At 49.4% G+C, this 17,134-nt stretch carries 13 protein-coding genes and 1 tRNA gene; 8 read left to right on the top strand and 6 right to left on the bottom strand.

Annotation, left to right across the window (positions count from 1 at the left end; all coding sequences use genetic code 11):
• The first annotated feature begins 32 nt into the window (after nt 1–32).
• The 4 genes from L2725_RS01300 (at nt 33) to L2725_RS01285 (ending at nt 8,402) form a co-directional block, all read left to right on the top strand.
• Nucleotides 33–1,070, top strand: coding sequence for an efflux RND transporter periplasmic adaptor subunit (locus tag L2725_RS01300; protein ID WP_249247252.1), 1,038 nt, complete (start codon nt 33–35; stop codon nt 1,068–1,070).
• Complete coding sequence (locus tag L2725_RS01295) at nt 1,067–2,158, top strand: efflux RND transporter periplasmic adaptor subunit (RefSeq protein WP_249247251.1); 1,092 nt, start codon at nt 1,067–1,069, stop codon at nt 2,156–2,158. The genes L2725_RS01300 and L2725_RS01295 overlap by 4 nt, the downstream gene beginning before the upstream one ends.
• A gap of 1 nt (nt 2,159) precedes the next feature.
• On the top strand, nt 2,160–5,222 hold the full coding sequence (locus tag L2725_RS01290) for an efflux RND transporter permease subunit (RefSeq protein ID WP_249247249.1): 3,063 nt from the start codon (nt 2,160–2,162) through the stop codon (nt 5,220–5,222).
• 294 nt (nt 5,223–5,516) lie between these two features.
• Nucleotides 5,517–8,402 (top strand): hypothetical protein, encoded by a 2,886-nt coding sequence (locus tag L2725_RS01285; protein WP_249247248.1) that lies wholly within the window; start codon nt 5,517–5,519, stop codon nt 8,400–8,402.
• A gap of 97 nt (nt 8,403–8,499) precedes the next feature.
• Here the strand turns inward: L2725_RS01285 and L2725_RS01280 are convergent, their stop codons facing one another.
• Nucleotides 8,500–9,102 (bottom strand): isochorismatase family protein, encoded by a 603-nt coding sequence (locus L2725_RS01280; RefSeq protein WP_249247247.1) that lies wholly within the window; start codon nt 9,100–9,102, stop codon nt 8,500–8,502.
• 162 nt (nt 9,103–9,264) lie between these two features.
• Between L2725_RS01280 and L2725_RS01275 the strand changes: the two genes are divergently transcribed.
• A complete protein-coding gene (locus L2725_RS01275) occupies nt 9,265–9,600 on the top strand; it encodes a winged helix-turn-helix transcriptional regulator (protein ID WP_249247246.1) in 336 nt (111 codons plus the stop codon).
• A 718-nt stretch (nt 9,601–10,318) separates the two neighbouring features.
• On the opposite strand, the gene L2725_RS01270 is transcribed toward L2725_RS01275, so the two are convergent.
• A tRNA-Leu gene (locus tag L2725_RS01270) sits at nt 10,319–10,405 on the bottom strand.
• A 340-nt stretch (nt 10,406–10,745) separates the two neighbouring features.
• Between L2725_RS01270 and L2725_RS01265 the strand changes: the two genes are divergently transcribed.
• On the top strand, nt 10,746–10,880 hold the full coding sequence (locus L2725_RS01265) for a DUF3149 domain-containing protein (RefSeq protein WP_115137449.1): 135 nt from the start codon (nt 10,746–10,748) through the stop codon (nt 10,878–10,880).
• 354 nt (nt 10,881–11,234) lie between these two features.
• Here L2725_RS01265 and L2725_RS01260 read toward each other — a convergent pair whose 3' ends face one another.
• Nucleotides 11,235–11,846: a superinfection exclusion B family protein gene (locus L2725_RS01260; protein ID WP_115137333.1), complete on the bottom strand. Its 612-nt coding sequence runs from the start codon at nt 11,844–11,846 to the stop codon at nt 11,235–11,237.
• A gap of 228 nt (nt 11,847–12,074) precedes the next feature.
• Between L2725_RS01260 and L2725_RS01255 the strand changes: the two genes are divergently transcribed.
• Nucleotides 12,075–13,514, top strand: coding sequence for a sensor histidine kinase (locus L2725_RS01255; protein ID WP_249247245.1), 1,440 nt, complete (start codon nt 12,075–12,077; stop codon nt 13,512–13,514).
• Nucleotides 13,515–13,626: 112 nt separating this feature from the next.
• Here the strand turns inward: L2725_RS01255 and tcdA are convergent, their stop codons facing one another.
• Nucleotides 13,627–14,433, bottom strand: a complete 807-nt coding sequence (gene tcdA, locus L2725_RS01250; protein WP_249247974.1) for a tRNA cyclic N6-threonylcarbamoyladenosine(37) synthase TcdA — start codon at nt 14,431–14,433, stop codon at nt 13,627–13,629.
• Between the two features lie 503 nt (nt 14,434–14,936).
• Here tcdA and L2725_RS01245 point away from each other — a divergent pair.
• Nucleotides 14,937–15,965 (top strand): porin, encoded by a 1,029-nt coding sequence (locus L2725_RS01245; protein ID WP_115137335.1) that lies wholly within the window; start codon nt 14,937–14,939, stop codon nt 15,963–15,965.
• 74 nt (nt 15,966–16,039) lie between these two features.
• Here L2725_RS01245 and L2725_RS01240 read toward each other — a convergent pair whose 3' ends face one another.
• Nucleotides 16,040–16,696 carry a thiopurine S-methyltransferase gene (locus L2725_RS01240; RefSeq protein WP_249247244.1) on the bottom strand — a complete coding sequence of 219 codons (657 nt, stop codon included), beginning with the start codon at nt 16,694–16,696 and terminating at the stop codon, nt 16,040–16,042.
• A 70-nt stretch (nt 16,697–16,766) separates the two neighbouring features.
• Entirely contained in the window at nt 16,767–17,111 is a 345-nt protein-coding gene (locus L2725_RS01235; RefSeq protein WP_115137337.1) for a hypothetical protein, read from the bottom strand.
• Between the last annotated feature and the right edge of the window lie 23 nt (nt 17,112–17,134).

Below are 17,134 nucleotides of genomic sequence, written 5' to 3'. Positions count from 1 at the left end.
TTCGTCTAATCCAACCGTTATCGGAGATTGCCATGCAACGACTGCTCCTGATATGCATTCCAGCCCTTGTTACCGGCTGCGGTGACAAACAGGTCGATATTCCCCCACCCGACTCCCGCCCGGCTAAATTGATGACAGTGACTGTCAGCGGTGAAGCTCAAACAAGAACATTTCCTGCGGTTGTCGCCGCAGATGACAGCGCAGTGCTGACTTTCAGAGTCCCGGGTCAACTGCAGCAACTGGCAGTCAGAGCTGGCGCTGCGGTAGAAACCGGACAGGTATTGGCTGCATTGGACCCTCAGGAACTCAAACTTGAACTGGCTCAGGCCCAGGCAAACTATGAGCTGGCCAAGGTCCAATACGAACGAATGTCGGGACTTAGAAAGGACTTTGTGGTCTCTGAGCAGGACTTTGAAGAAGCCGAGTCAGCACTCAACGAAGCCATTGCCAACCGGGATTTGGCCAAAGCCAATCTTGGCTATGCCACTCTGCATGCTCCTTATCGGGGTACCATCTCTTTACGCCACAAAGAGAACTACGAGTATGTGCAGGCCAACGAGCCGGTCATGAATATCCAAACCAACGATATCGTGAATGTGACTTTTCAGTTTCCGGAGCGCCTGCTCAGCCAGTTGGATAAGGAAGAAGAGAAGGAAGAGAACGTGGCCATGGTAGTGTTCGATACCTACCCTGACCAACAGTTTCAGGCCTCTCTGAAGCAAAAAGATACCGAAGCAGACCCCAAAACAGGCAGCTATAAAATCACCCTGACACTGAAACGCCCCGAAAACATAAATGTGCTCCCCGGCATGTCCACCACAGTCATAGTGCCCATCAATCAATCCGTCAGTTCCAGTATCCCGGACTCGGCCCTGCTCAGTGAGCAGGATGGCAGTCATTATGTCTGGAAACTGGATGCCGACAACAGAGTGCAAAAAACCAAAGTTGCTGTTGAACAGGGGCACCTGATTGAGGGCCTGAGCGACGGTGACATTATCGTGATGACTGGCGTAGACAGTTTGAAACCGGGTGACAAGGTCACACCCTGGGTTAAGGAGCGTGGATTATGATGAACCCGGTAACCAAGCCAGCAGGCCTGCTGCTCACCGCCTTCGCTCTTACCGCCTGTAACCCACAGGCCCAGGATAAAGAGCGTCAGCCACCATTGGTAAAAGTAGAGCCAGTGCAGCAGATAACCGCATCACCCAGAATGCAGTTCCCGGCCGTGGCCGCAGCCGCAGACAGATCTGAGCTCTCGTTTCGAGTCGCTGGTGAGGTGGTGGAAGTCAGCGTTAAGCCAGGTCAACAGGTAGTCAAAGGTCAACAACTGGCCAGACTGGATGCCACCGATTATCAACTGGCAGTCGATGATGCCAAGGCCAGGTATGAATTGGCTCAAAGTCAGTTTTCCAGAGCTGCCAAGCTGGTTAAAACCGGTTCACTGGCCCAGTCGCAACTGGATGAGCTCAAGGCCCAGAGAGATATTGCCAAAGCCATTCTGGACCTCGCCCGACTGAGACTGAAGTTCACCACACTGAATGCCCCTTTTGACGGCATCATCTCTAAAGTGCCGATAGAAAAGTTCGAAATTACCGGCGCTGGTCAGACAGTGATGAATATTCACAAGCTTTCCGATGTGGATATCCGCATCCAGGCGGCGGATATCCTGTATGTGAAACACAGTGATCGTCAGGCAGTTGAGACCACGCAATCCATAGACCCCAGAGTAAGACTCGCTACCGGCGAAGAGTACCCTCTGACACTGAAGGAGTTTACTGCCGAGCCGGATCCCTCCTCCGGCGCTTTTATGGTGACACTGACCATGCCAATGCCCGAAGACAGGCTGATACTGGATGGCATGAGCGTGAACGTGAATGTCAGTGGTGAAGGGCTGGCGGCGTACAGCGCTGGTGCCGTTGAAATACCGGTAGAGGCAGTGTTTAACCAGGATGGCGACTCACTGGATGCTACTGAGAAGTATGTGTGGGTGGTAGGAGATGACAAGCGGGTGAGTAAACGCCGCATCGTCACCGAGAAATTTATGCCTCAGTCCATAAGAGTACTGGACGGCCTGTCAGCCGGTGAGCTGCTGGTCACAGCAGGAGTCAACAAGCTGGTTGACGGTCAATTGGTAAGAGTTAAAGGCGGGGACCAATAATATGCAACAGAACATCGCCGGTTATTTTATCAATAACAAAGTGATCAGCTGGATGCTGACGCTCATTTTTTTGGTCGGTGGCATCATCTCTTTTCTTGGACTGGGCAGGCTGGAAGACCCAACTTTTACCATCAAAGACGTAATGATAGTGACATCCTACCCAGGGGCCACGCCTCAACAAGTGGAAGAGGAAGTGACTTACCCACTGGAAAAAGCGGTCCAACAACTGGTCTATGTGGACAAGGTCACCTCAATTTCCAGCCGGGGTTTGTCTCAGATTACCGTGTCCATGAAGAACAACTATGGCCCGGACGATCTGCCCCAAATCAAGGATGAAATGCGCCGCAAGGTGAATGATATCCAGGGCAACCTGCCTCCGGGTGTACAAACCCCGTTGGTGATCGATGACTTCGGTGATGTCTATGGTGTTCTGCTGGCGGTGACCGGCAAAGGTTACGCCTATTCAGAGCTGAAAGATTATGTGGATTACCTGCGCAGAGAGCTTGAACTGGTTGAAGGCGTCGGCAAGGTGCAGGTGTCCGGCATCCAGCAGGAACAGGTATTTGTTGAAGTGTCCATGCAGCGACTCAGCAGCCTGGGGATCTCTTTGCAAACATTGTTTCAGTTAATCCAGACCCAGAACACAGTTAACAGCGCCGGAGCGATCCGGATTGGCGATGAGTATATTCGTATCCAAACCACAGGGGAGTTCCAATCCGCCCAGGAACTGGGGGACGTGATCATCAATGACACAGGAGCTGAAGGACTTATCTACCTGCGCGATGTTGCCGACATACGCACCGACTATCAGGAAGTCCCCACCAACCTGCTTTCCTACAACAATCAACTGGCACTGAATCTGGGAGTCTCCTTCACCAATGGCGTCAATGTGGTCGAGGTGGGCGAAAGAGTTGACCGCCGCCTGGAGGAGCTGAGGGAGTATCAGCCCATAGGCATAGATATAGGCCGGGTGTACAACCAACCGGCCGAGGTTGACGGTTCAGTTCAGGGCTTTGTGGTCAGTCTGGCTCAGGCGGTGGGCATTGTGATTGTGGTGCTGCTGCTGTTTATGGGGCTGAGATCCGGCTTGCTGATTGGTCTGATACTGCTGCTCACTGTGCTGGGTACCTTTATCTTTATGAAGTATCTGGCGATTGATCTTCAGCGTATCTCCCTGGGCGCCCTGGTGATTGCGCTGGGGATGTTGGTGGATAACGCCATCGTGGTGGTTGAGGGGATTCTGGTGGGTCTCAAGAAGGGTAAGACCCGGGTGCAGGCGGCGTCGGAGATTGTCACCCAAACCAAGTGGCCACTGCTTGGTGCCACGGTGATTGCCGTCTCTGCATTCGCCCCCATAGGCTTGTCTGACGATGCCACAGGTGAGTATTGCGGCACCTTGTTCAGTGTCTTGCTGATCTCCCTGATGCTCAGCTGGTTTACCGCCATCACACTGACACCATTTTTTGCCAATCTGTTTTTCAAAGAGGAAGACAACCCGGAAGAAGCGGGCAATGCCGATCCTTACAATGGCGTTCTCTTTACTCTGTACCGTGGTTTTCTTGAATTCTGCATGCGTAAAACCCTGCTCACCTGTGTGGTATTGATTGCCGCGCTGGGCACATCTGTATGGGGCTTCGGCATGGTTAAACAGGCCTTCTTCCCCTCCTCAACTACCCCTATGTTTATGGTTGATATCTGGATGCCGGAAGGAACCGATATTCATGCTACGGCAGATAAACTGGCACAGCTTGAGGCCTGGGCACTGGAGCAGGACGGCATTGAATACGCCACCACGAGCACTGGTAAAGGTAATCAGCGATTTATGCTGACCTACTCTCCCGAGAAAAGCTATGGCGCCTACGGAGAGTTGATTGTACGGACAGACAGTTATGAGTCTGTGTTGCCGGCGATTGAAAAAATCCGCGATGAAATTGAGTCCAATCACCCGGGTGTGCAGTATAAGCTTAAACGTGTCGAGCTGGGCCCCTCTTCAGGGTCGAAAATTGAAGCCAGAATTATTGGTTCAGAGCCACAGGTACTGCGCTCAATTGCCGCCCAGATATCAGACATACTCAAAGCCGATGCTGATGCCGTCAATATTCGCCACGACTGGCGGGAGCGCACCAAGGTAATCGCGCCACAGTTTAATGAGAGCCAGGCGCGCCGCTACGGCATCACCAAGCAGGATGTGGACAATCTGCTGGAGATGGCGTTTTCCGGCAGAACAGTTGGTCTGTACCGTGATGGTACCCTGCTGATGCCTATTGTCGCGGCGCTGCCGGATGATGAAAGGGTCGATGTAAATACCATTGAGGGCATCAAGATCTGGAGTCCCTCCATGCAGCAATATATCCCGTTGCAGCAGGTCACCATGGGATATACCACAGAGTGGGAAGACCCGATTATCGTCCGTCAAAACCGCAAACGGGTACTGACAGTATCGGCAGATCCGGACCCGCTTGGCGAAGAGACAGCAGCTGGGTTGCAGGCTAGAGTACAACCTCTGATTGAGCAAATTAACTTGCCCAAAGGCTATGAGCTGGAATGGGGTGGCGAATATGAGTCATCCGGCGATGCACAGGCTTCGCTGTTTGCCTCCCTGCCCCTGGGCTATCTGTTTATGTTCCTGATCACTGTGCTGCTGTTTAATTCACTGAAAGACTCTATCGTCGTCTGGCTGACTGTGCCCATGGCCATCATAGGGGTCACCGCTGGTCTGCTGGCACTGGATACCCCATTCGGCTTTATGGCACTGTTGGGCTTCCTCAGCCTGACAGGGATGCTGATTAAAAACGGCATAGTACTGGTGGATCAAATCAATCTGGAGTTGGAGCTTGGCAAGGATACCTATCAGGCGATTGTCGATGCTGCTGTCAGCAGGGTAAGGCCGGTATGTATGGCGGCGGTAACCACAATTCTTGGGCTTATCCCTCTGCTGCCGGATGTGTTCTTCCGCCCCATGGCAGTAACCATTATGTTTGGTCTGGGTTTTGCCACTGTACTGACACTGATTGTGGTTCCTGTATTCTACAAGATCTTCTATCGGGTCAAAGTACCGGGATAATTGACCTGTATTGCGACGATACCAGTAGGTACTTTCAGTGAAAGTACCTACTTTTTATTAACTGTAATATCAAGAAATTACGAATAGCAATCAAATAAACAGTTGTCAAAAATATAATATTAGCGGCAAAGAAATGTTAAATCCCAGCAATAAAACACAGCTGCAACAATATTAATCTGAGCAGTTTATCAACTTGAAATCGGGTAATTTAAAATCACTGTAACTTGACCAATTTATGACAGCCTAATAGGTTGGACAAACTTGCTGTCACTCAAGGGTAAAAGGAATTTAATTATGCTGACTCTAAGTAATATCAATCAGGCTACACCCGCCTATTCACTGCTGCTGGACGCACTCCATAAGAAATTCCCCGACTATGATCTAGAAGGCCTGATTGAAACGATTAAAGGCTTTATGAATAACGAGTTGACTCAAAAAGAAAAAAAGATAATTAGTACTCTGTTGGATTCACTGGGAATTAAAGCTGAAGCTGACGAGCTGAAAAAAATATATGGCCATTGGCAAACTTTTACCGCGCCAATCAGTGCATTCACCGAGTTAAAAGAGTGGTCTGTAGACTGGGACACCAGCAAAGCAATCAGTGGTTCAGGTGACGTTAACCTGAAATTATCTGCCGCCGCTGACACCCGAATTCAGGTATGGAATAAGCAGGCTGCCTCAACGGAGCTTTTGGATATCCCAGAGTCAGACGTCATAGTCAATCATGAAGTCACCGCCGGGTATACGGCAACAGGCAGCGCAGCATTTAGCTCAGGGTATGCAACAGCCTCGATTGGTATCGACCATGCCAGGGAGATAGAGTTTGACCGCTTCTTTCAATATCCTGCCGATAAGCCCACATACTCAGTATTGCTGGACGCCTTTGATGATGCACTTTTAGTATGGGATCTAAAGCAGGTAAACAAAGCGCTGGCCCCCTGCGCTAACGGCTCCCACTGTCAGGGCCTTCGTCAGTTATCTCTGAGAACCCATGGCAAATTCGCTTTTAATGGCGCGCTGGGATTTGGGCATGCATGGAGCAAAACAGGAGATGGCCACTTTGCCGATGTCAGTGCTGGGTTAAATCTGACAGCGGGCCTAAGCAAAACCTTTGAACACACCGGTAATATTCACATTGAAATTTCCAAACCCTCAGGCGTTAACCCCGCAGGCATTCGTGCCACTGTCAAACTGACTGATACCACAACAGAGTCATTGTCACTCAAAATAAATGCTAATGCCGAGGTTAAAGGTCTCGATCAGGTAGCCAGAAAATACATAGTGCCACTGCTGGGAGATGCCGATGAACTGGTCGCCAAACTTGAAGAGTGGAGCAGTCCGGCCGACAAGCTGATGCAGGAGGTCACCGATGAAGTACAGGCTCAATGGTACGGTGAGCTGGTGAAATTGGTATTTGGAGAGAGCAGTAGCAATCAGGTATATAACCAGCTGGTGAGTACTGAACTGAAAAAAATCATTGATCGATACGCTCAGGATCCAAAGGCTGACTCCAGGGTACTGGCCAACCGGGTCACCAGCAAACTTGCTGAGACCTTTGAGCTGGATATCAGTGATGCTTCCATCGCATCCATTGCCAATACACTGACAACGGAGCTGACAGCACAGTTTGATAGCTGGAAGTCAAAACTGGACGCAGAAATTGATCAATTTATCAGCCAGCAGCAGGGCAAGATCACAGATGCTCTGGCGCCACTGGAGCGCCTGGGAGTCAACGTCAAGGCACTGGCAGGTCAAACAGATGCAGCGATTAACGATAGAGTTCAGTACGCAATTTCCCAGTATCAGGAGTTCAAAGAAACAGTACTGAAGGCACTTGAGAAGTCGGCCAATATCCAGGTCGGTCTTGCACTAGCCTTTGAGCAAAGCTCCACAACATTCAACCAAAATGCGCTGATTATCGACTTTATCGACTCGCAACACCCCTTGAGTAACAGCCTCTACTCAGCCCTGATTTTGGGAAAAAACAAACAATTTGCTCTGCTACTGGATGAAGCCCAGCAAGAGGGAGTCATCTCAGTCCCCCAGGACTCAATCAATGCCAGATACAGCACCGCCAGGTCCCTGTCATTCAACCTGGACTTTGCCGGTATCAGCTTGAGCTATGTGAAAAATATCAACACTCAACTCGATCTGGCTGTCGACAACCTGGGTAATATCAAGCTTAAAGGAAAGGTTGAGGCCAATAGCACCTTCTCCAACTTTTTCAATAAAGAGACCCGCCAGGCCTCAATGGCACTCTCCTATGACCTTGCCAATGCATCCATAGATAAAGAGCAGTTTGCCTCTTTCGCTTTCCACTACTCCAATATCGACCGCAAAAAGCACAGTAAAGGTGAAATGGAGAAACTGCTCCGTTCGCTCACTCTGCCTGACAGCGATATCAATATTGTCTCTGAACCCATGGCAGATATTGTCGATGCCGATGACATCCGCTCTCATCTTGATTGGTATCAGAGTCAGCTGAGCACCAGCAAGTTCACAACCAGTACTCTTGATGTCTTTGTTGGAGACAGCAAACTGCTGATTGAAGTGTTGAATCAGGCCGTTCCTAAATATGCCTTTACGCTGGCGATGGACAGAGTGCTGGAGCTTGGCAACAGCACTGAGACTAAAAATGCTCTCACCCTGGCCCATGCTTATCGGGACGCAGTCGATCGCAGCATGAGTCTGGCCGAGAGCCTCAATCAACTTGGTGATGAAACCGGGATGGATAACCGGGATGTTCGTCGCATTGTGAAGAAAAGCAAACGCTACGGCAGAGACTTTGACAGAGCCACAGACAAGGCGTTCGACAAGTATGTGAAGCCTGCGAAAAGGCTCTACCTGAAAGCCAATGCCATGGAAGAGCTCATTGTCATACTACAACAGGTTCTGGGGCGCATTGACCAGATAAAGTCTTATGGGCTGCCACCATCGGAGCTGGAGGAACAACTGAGCCAGTTACTCCAAGATGTAAACGAAAGATTAGGCGATAGCCTGGGAGCATGGACCGAAGTCAACGGTGTGTTTATGGATTGGCTGAACGGAGGCATTGATAAGTCTCTCGTCGCTTTCCTCAGCATTCTGTTTTCACTGGCGGGCACACCAAAAGGTTTTATCCGGGTAACTTTGACCCTCTCCGATGCGAATGACAACAAAGTGATACGGGTAATTTCCTGATTGAAGGAGGGATGTTTCCCCACACAACAAAAGAGCTGACATCTACCTGTCAGCTCTTTTTATTTGTCAGTCGGAATCTGCCTCTTGATACAACAAATTAAGCAACCGTATGCTGCTCGATTGCCGCGGCATAGTTGGGGACAACGTTTGCGTAGATTGCGCCCCACTCCTCAGCATCGTCACGATTCCACGTCTTCTGCAGCTCTGCGAGCATCCCTGTCACAGATACAACCGTCACGCCAGCTGCCGCAAGTCTGGCCATGGTTATCTCACGAGAGAAGGTGCTGTTATCACCACTGGCATCAATCACCGCGTACACAGTGTAACCTTCATCAATAGCACTCAATGCAGGCAATGCGACACACACGCTGGTCCAAATTCCACTCATGATAAGCGTTTTCTTTCCTGTCGCTTTCACCGCATCAACAAACGCTTTGGAATCCCATGCATTAATCTCACCGGTTCTTCGTGCATAAACCGCGTCGGGAGCGTTCGCTTTAATCTCCGGGATAATAGGCCCGTTTGGACCCTCTGGAACACTTTCTGTATAGACTGAAGGCGCACCCAGTAATGTTGCAGCCTTAGCCAAACCTGCAGCATTCGCTCGCAGCTCTGCAGCAGATATATCTTTGACGGTTTGAATCAACCCACTTTGATGATCAATAAACAGGAACGCCACGTCTTTTGCACTCGAAAGCATAACCCACTCCATTTCATTAAATTTTAAGCGCACTCCACTACAAAATGATCGAGAGTCGATATATAAACAAAACGTCAACGCTCTCTTGTTGTTAACGTAAATGAGCAATTCGCAATGCACAAGTATGGGCTTTTTTGTAACTAGTAACATAAGGATAGTAAGATGCCGGTTGATAAAAAAAGGAAGGAAATGGGCTGCCCGGTTGAGGCAACCCTGGCGGTGATTAGTGGGCGTTGGAAGGTACTGGCTATTTATCACTTACTACAAGGTGAAAAACGTTTCGGAGAATTGACCAGGTCTCTCGATGGTGTAGCACCCAGAACACTATCCAAACAACTCCGTGAACTCGAGGCAGACGGTATATTAAGCCGCAAGGATTTCGGTGAAACTCCACCAAAGGTAGAGTATTCGCTGACGAAACTTGGCAAGTCTCTTGAGCCGGTTCTCTTATCAATGGAGTCCTGGGGGATCGAACAGGAAAAGCGGCATAACCCTTGACCAAAAGAGTGAGAATTCAAGTGGCTAGTGATCTGCTCTCATGGTCACGGTCAAGGATCATCGTTATTGTTGGCAAATAACTGCTTGAGTTTTTCAACACCCGGCTCGGCGTCTGACCAAGCCGGGGAAATCCTGAAATCATGACGGAATGAGTCAGGCCATCTATTACGTTAAAGGTCGAGCTCACTTACTCAGCCAACCGCCTTATAAAACGAGCCGATAACAGAAATTGGACCGGCATCCCGGATGACGCGCACATGGCGATTCGGCCAAATTTCAGATACAAAAAAACCGACTCAAGGTCGGTTTATGCTCTCCTTAGAAGGAGATAGTACCAGAGGTCAGATTCGTACCAACACACTTTTAAGAGCGAGCTGATAATGTGAATAGTGAATCCCTGGATTCAAAATCCAATGATAAAAAACAAAAAAACCGACTCAAAGTCGGTTTATGTTCTCCTAAGAAGGAGATGGTACCAGAGGTCAGATTCGTGCCAACACACTTTTAAGAGCGGGCTGATAGTGTGAATAGTGAATCCCTGGATTCAAAATCCAATGATAAAAAACAAAAAAACCGACTCAAGGTCGGTTTATGTTCTCCTTATTAAGGAGATGGTACCAGAGGTCGAACCGATTGGACCGGCATCCCGGACGACGCGCGCGTGGCGGTTCGGCCTGATTCAGATACAAAAAAACCAGCATAGTGCTGGTCTAATGTATGGTACCAGAGGTCGGACTCGAACCGACACGCTTTTAAGGGCGGGGGATTTTGAATCCCCTGTGTCTACCAATTTCACCACTCTGGCATCAGATTGTCTGCAGTGTTTGGACTCGCTTTGAATCCCCGTTCGAGCTGCGCTCTCACCTACCAATTTCACCACACAGGCATCAGACTTTGCTATCTCATGAGGAGCTTTCCTCAGAAGATGCTGGGCATTATACCTTTGGTTTCTTCTTTGACAAGCCTTTACCTTAGGTTTTGGTGGTCGCAGTTATTCAATCGCGCATTTTTCAACCCGAACATAATGCGCCGCTGAAACACACCCACAAGAACAACAAAACAAACCAAGCATTGATCAAGATCATTAACACAAATTAACAATCGTAATAGTCTGACACCAAAGGAATTGATTAGTGGAGTCTATTATGGCGTTTTGGCTGGATTTGATGTTTGGTAACCCCATTGGGCTGATGTCCATGATTGTAATCTTCAGCACCATAGGCATTGTTTCTTACATTACATGGATGTTTATCCAGAAATCCGCGCCACCAAAATCCTGATTTATCTTCCCGGTGGCGAGATAGTAGGCAACTTGTTTACAAGGCTGAACACCTCAGAGTAAGGTCTGCCGTGAAACTACGACCGAAATTGGTAGCGGCAGTATTGTGCCTGTTCAGGCAATGGAGTGACGTTTCACCGAGGAGGATATGACGCCAGCGACTTGGTGTTGACAGCGCGACTTATACTCAGTCACTCTCGTCAATTGCATTTGAGAGTTTATCGGAATAAACCCTACAGCCCGGAACCTTACCTCCGAATACTGACCACTAGCGATAAAACAACTTTGCGAATTGAGCTCAAAGGCTGCCATGTTGGCAGCCTTCCTGTTTCAGTCGGGCTTTAACCGAGCTAGATCACGCGGCATGTTTGCGGGGTTGAGCAATATGATTGATAAAGGTGGGCCTGGTCTTTATCAGGGCCTGCATCTCTTCCTGAGTCGGTTGCCCCGATGGCAATCGTAAAATCTGTCGATTCAGATAGCTGCGGGCCTTCATGGATATCTTGTACTCAGCAGTGGGACCATGAATGGCGTAGTGCTTTTCATTCCCCAGGCACTCCAGAATGCCAGCATTCAGCAGACTTTTTACTGGCGTTTCATTCTGGGGCAACGTCAGAATTGTGGCTCCTTGCAAAAAGAACTCTCTGAGCAAGGCCCTTTCTGACAAATCCAGCAGGCTGACCTTGTGTTCAATATTCTCAATCAACCGCTTGTCGCTTAAATAGCGGATCCCTTCATCCAGAAAGACCCCCATCAGGCGGGCAATAAAGTAGGCGATGCCGATTATCATGCCCAGACCGATAAAGTGGTTGTTGGCCGATACCAAAGCATACAAACCCAGCCCCTGCAGCACAGACTCAGGCAGGAACAGCAAGGTGGCACAACAAATTACCAGCCAAAGCATGGAGTTAAACATCAGTTTGCGGCCACTGAATACAGGCAGCTCTGAGAAATTTGTCTTCAACATAGCAGTATCCAACTGTCAGAAAATTGAACAAAACACTTTCGGACAAAAACTCTGCAATATCCGCACCAAAGTGCACAAAGATTTATCAAGGATATCGCCGCTATCTGCCTGTATGGCGACTATGCTTTATATACACAGATTAACGTGCCGGGATCTATGATCAGCCTCTTCAAACAAATGCTTGAAAATCCAGATGCTCGCAGGCTGACTCAGTCGGTTTTATTGATCGTGATATTACTGACACTGCTGGTCACTCTGCTGCAAACAGGGCAAAAACACAGTGACCTGATTTCGGCTCAGAATGCCAGAATCGAGAGAGCCGTGACCCAAAGGCTGCCAACACTGTTCGATAACCTGTCCACAGGAGACGTCGCTGCACTGCCAAGCCTTATCAAGAGCTGGCTGAGCGAACTGTCTGAGAGTGAAGAGCTTGAGTATGCCTCCCTGACGATGGGCAATAACCTCAGTTGGCAACATGGTGATCTGAACGGCACCCCCTCTGTGTCACTTAGCCTTGGCGACTCCAAGACCCTGCCCGCCGCCAAACTTCTGCTTCAACCCAATGGCAAGCTCCTGAGGCAAGAGCTATGGCAGGCATTTTGGCAACAGTTGCTCTTCAATGGTCTGCTGTTATTGCTGGCGGCCAGTGTCGGACTGATCTGGCTATGGCGTAAGGTCTCAAACGCCACTAAGGAACCTGTTGAGGAACTCCCCAATCCTCTGGAGCAGCAATTGTCAGAACTGCAGCACAAGCTGGAACAAGCCGAGACAGAGCGAAATACCCTGCAAGCCAGAGAACAGAAATATCAGGACAACCTGTCACTCAAAGATAAAGAGCACTCGAAGGAGCTGGAGCAATCCATGATGTTGCTCAACCGCGCTCAGCAACTCATGGTTGAACAGGAAAAGATGGCAGCATTGGGGGGGCTGGTGTCAGGTCTCGCACACGAGCTCAACACTCCTATTGGCGTCTGTCTGACCGCTTCAACTATGGTGAAGAATGAATTGGAGGAGTTGCACCTGCTGATAAATGGCGATGAACCCACTCTGGATGAGATCAACAGTATTATTGCTGACACCCAGCAAAGCTGCGAACTGGCAACCGGTAATATCATCAAGGCCAGCCAACTGGTGCAGAAATTTAAAACTGTGGCAGTGGCTCAACCTCAGGATAAGCAGCAGGATCTGAACTTGCTGCAGGCCGTAGAAGATCTCTACGACTCAACCCGGCTCATGTACAAGCCGAAAGAGGCCAATATCGAGATTAATATTGCCCCCAATCTGGAGATTGTCTGTAACCACAGTCTACTCAGTCAGATAGTTGGCAACCTGCTCACCAATGCTTTCAGTCATGGCTTCACCAAAGATAAAGGCAACCGACTGCTGGTAAGCGCCACAATCGAAGATGAACAACTGAAGATTTCAGTGGAGGATAACGGCCCGGGTATCAGCAGCGACGTGGCCGAGCATATGTTCGAACCCTTCTATACCACCAGTCGAAGTAATGGTGCTACCGGGCTCGGATTGGCAGCCGCATACAACGCCACTACCCAACTTCAGGGCACCATCTGGTTTAATCACCACACCAGTCTGGGCGGTGCAGGCTTTGTAGTGCAGTTCCCAGTGCAGTACCGCCTGGCAGGGGATATCGAACTCTATCAGTGTTAACAGAAAGCACTGAACCAACAAAAATCAGTCTTTGCGGGCTGACCAGGCAAAAAGGGCGATATTCCAGTGGAGTATCGCCCTTCTTTTATCTGTCTGATTTGACGGTGTCTATCTACTCAGCTTTAGCCAAATCGGCCAGCTTTTTCAGTACCCGGCTGACAGCCACAAAGCCAAAACTGCCTGTGACCACAGTCACAGCGCCAAAGCCCGATGAACAATCCATACGCATGGTGCCACCCGCCTCAGGCTTGGCTGCACAAACCTGACCATCTGCTGCGGGATAGGTTAACTGCTCGGTGGAAAACACGGCATCAATACCAAATCGACGGTCGACATTTTTGGAGAAGTTATACTCGCGGCGCAACAAGTTACGCACCTTAGCCAACAGAGGGTCCTGATAGGTTTTGGCCAGATCTGCTACCTGGATCTGAGTAGGGTCCAGCTGACCACCGGCTCCACCAACGGTCACGATTCGCATCTTGTTGCGCTTACACCAGGCGATAAGGGCAACCTTGGGTTTAACCGCGTCAATGCAGTCCACCACATAATCAATATCACCGCCCTGTTTGGCAGGCACAAAGTACTCGCCCAGGTTATCTGTGGTAATGAAGTCTTCAATCAGCTCAACCTGACATTCAGGGTTGATGGCCTTAATCCGTTCGGCCATCACCTCGACCTTGGACTGGCCAATAGTGTCAGCCAAAGCATGACTCTGGCGATTGGTATTGGTCACGCAGATATCATCAAGGTCAATCAGAGTAATCCGGCCGATACCGCTGCGCGCCAGCGCCTCGGCCACCCAGGTGCCGACGCCACCAATACCGACCACCACCACATGGGAGCCATGGAATTTAGTCAGCCCTTGGGCACCATATAATCTGGCAATTCCGCCAAATCGATTCAAATAAGCTTCAGACAACATATTAAGAACAACCGTTCACAGGGGCTCAGGACGACAAAGGGCGTATTTTACCCAAATTCCATCATCCGCCAAACACGCCAACTGCACGACACAGATCACACCAGCAAAAATAAAAATGCGATACAGACAACCAAAGCCATCCGGACAAGTACAAAAAAGCAGCAGTCAGAACAGCTAAATCAATGAAAACAATAAGCAACCAGATGAATCACAGTCCATCACCACCCTATAGATATTAACAACCACATATATAAGCCATTGTTTTTACTTAATCTACGAGAAATCCCGCAGCGCCAGCAAGCAACATTGAATTAACACCCAGCTTGTTTTGCAAGTCCTTATATACACAGGTAAAAATCACCAGAAGTATGACACAAGGCACAATTTTATAGGGCCAAAGCTGCAAAAATTGCCCCCGAAGTTGTAACAGACCGGAAGTCTGCACTACGACACTACCTGAATCAAAACAACCCAAACGGAAGTTTTAGGGAGCAATACGAATGAAGAAGAGTTTTATTTCTGCGTCCATCGCCTCAGTACTGGCTATGGCTTCTGCCTCTGCACTGGCCGCAGGCCCAGATTTCTACGGTCGCCTGGATCTGGCTGTAACCAACGCTGACAACGGCACCACTACCATGAATGGTAAAGAAGGTACTGTTTTCGAAAACAACTTTTCCCACATCGGTGTAAAAGGCAGCGAAAAAATCGCTGACGGTTTCGACATCATTTACCAAATGGAATTCGGCGTAGATAACACCACTACTTCTGGCAAAACTTTCTCTGCCCGTAACACTTTCCTGGGTCTGAAAACCAATGCCGGTACCGTTCTGGTTGGTCGTAACGACCACGTATTCAAGCAAACTGAAGGCGGTGTTGACCTGTTCGGTAACACCAACGCCGACATCGATCGTCTGATCGTTGGTCAAGAGCGTGTTGCTGACGGTATCTGGTACTACTCTCCAAAGATCGCTGATCTGGTTACTCTGAACGCAACCTACCTGCTGAAAGACAACCAAACTGACACTGAAGAGCAGCAGTATGCACTGAGCGCGACTCTGGGTGACAAGAAGCTGAAAGCTCATAACTACTATGTAGCAGCTGCTTACATGGATGGTATTGCCAACGTTGAAGCTTACCGCGTTGTAGGTCAGGTTAAACTGGCTGATTTCAAACTGGGCGGTCTGTTCCAGAACACTGAAAGCAAAGAGTTCTCCAACATGGAAGGTAACAGCTACTTCGTTAACGCTGCTTACAACCTGAACGGTGTAAACCTGAAGGCTGAATACGGCAAAGACGAAGCTGGTCTGGGCAAATACTTCCAAAACTCTATCGGTAATGCAGCTGATCAAGCCACATTCTCTGACGTAAACGTACAGAGCATCACTGTTGGTGCTGATTACCGTCTGGCCAAGTCCACCCTGATCTATGGCCACTACGCCATGTACGAAGGCGACTACAAAATGGCTGGCGCTAAAGTAGATCTGAGCGACGACAACGTATTCACCGTTGGTGTTCGTTACGACTTCTAATCTGGCTTAAACCGGATACAACAAAGGCGCCTGATGGCGCCTTTGCTATTTCTGCCCTAAGTGTTAACCACCAACTATTTACGCACCAGTCGGTAGACAGCCTCGTTTAACCAGGGCACCTCTTTCTTGATAAACCTTGAGTTATCCGCCAGCACATCGCGGCAGCACAACTGCTCAATCTCAAAATGCTCAGCCAGATGTTGCTCCACCCAGGCATCACTGACCGCAAATGGCGGGCCCTGTAGTGTCTCCTGCGGGTAGTCCAGCGTCACCAACAAGCCAGCTGTGCCGGGCTTAATCAACTCAGCCAGCTTTCTGGCATAACCATCACGCATCTCTTCCGGCCAGGCAATCAAGGCAGCCCTGTCGTAGAAGCCAGTACAATTGGCGGTTTGCTCTGCACGGAGGGCATAAATATCCCCCTGATAGATGCTGATCTCATCAAACTGATACAGCTTATGTACCCCGGCATCGGACACATTTACCGACAGCTGCTGCTCATCAAAAAACTGAGACACTGCCAGTTCGCTCAGCTCGCAGCCAAGCACCTTATGGCCCTGCTCGGCCAAAAAAGTCATATCCAGGGATTTACCGCAGAGGGGAACAAATATTTCAGAGCCGGGAGTCAGGGCCAGGGATGACCAATACTCAATCAGAAGGGGATTGACCGAATCCAGGTGAAAACCGATTTGCTGGGAGTCCCATTTACTGTACCAGAATGCTGCGTCCATCAGAAGTTCCGAAAATTCTTAATGGACGCTACTCTACCCAATTCCGGGCAGGAAAAACACAGAAGCAGAGTTATTCACCCCGCAGAACTTCCTGAGCCTTACGTAGCCATAGGCAGTTCTCGCACTGACACTTACGTCGGCTCAAATGGTAAGGCGTCAGGCTTGAGCGAATAAAGTCTTCGGCAATCAAAACCTGTTGTCTGAGCTCTTCCACAGACTTTTCTTCCACTGACACCAGCTCATCATTGTGGTTCATCCACACACATTCCATCCCCTGATGACAAAACAAACACTGATCATCGGTTGGATTGTAAAAACCGGCATGGGGGCAATGACGCAACTCCATCGACTGGATAATGCGTTTGCGGGCGAATTCGTATAACTCTAATAATTGTGATTTTACCGGGGCTGTCATGTGCCCTCCTGTCTGCGTCTCTA

This window comes from Shewanella corallii (assembly GCF_023349125.1).
Taxonomy (GTDB): domain Bacteria; phylum Pseudomonadota; class Gammaproteobacteria; order Enterobacterales; family Shewanellaceae; genus Shewanella; species Shewanella corallii.
Note: the sequence above shows the minus strand (reverse complement) of the source record. Positions and strands in the feature narration are given on the sequence as shown.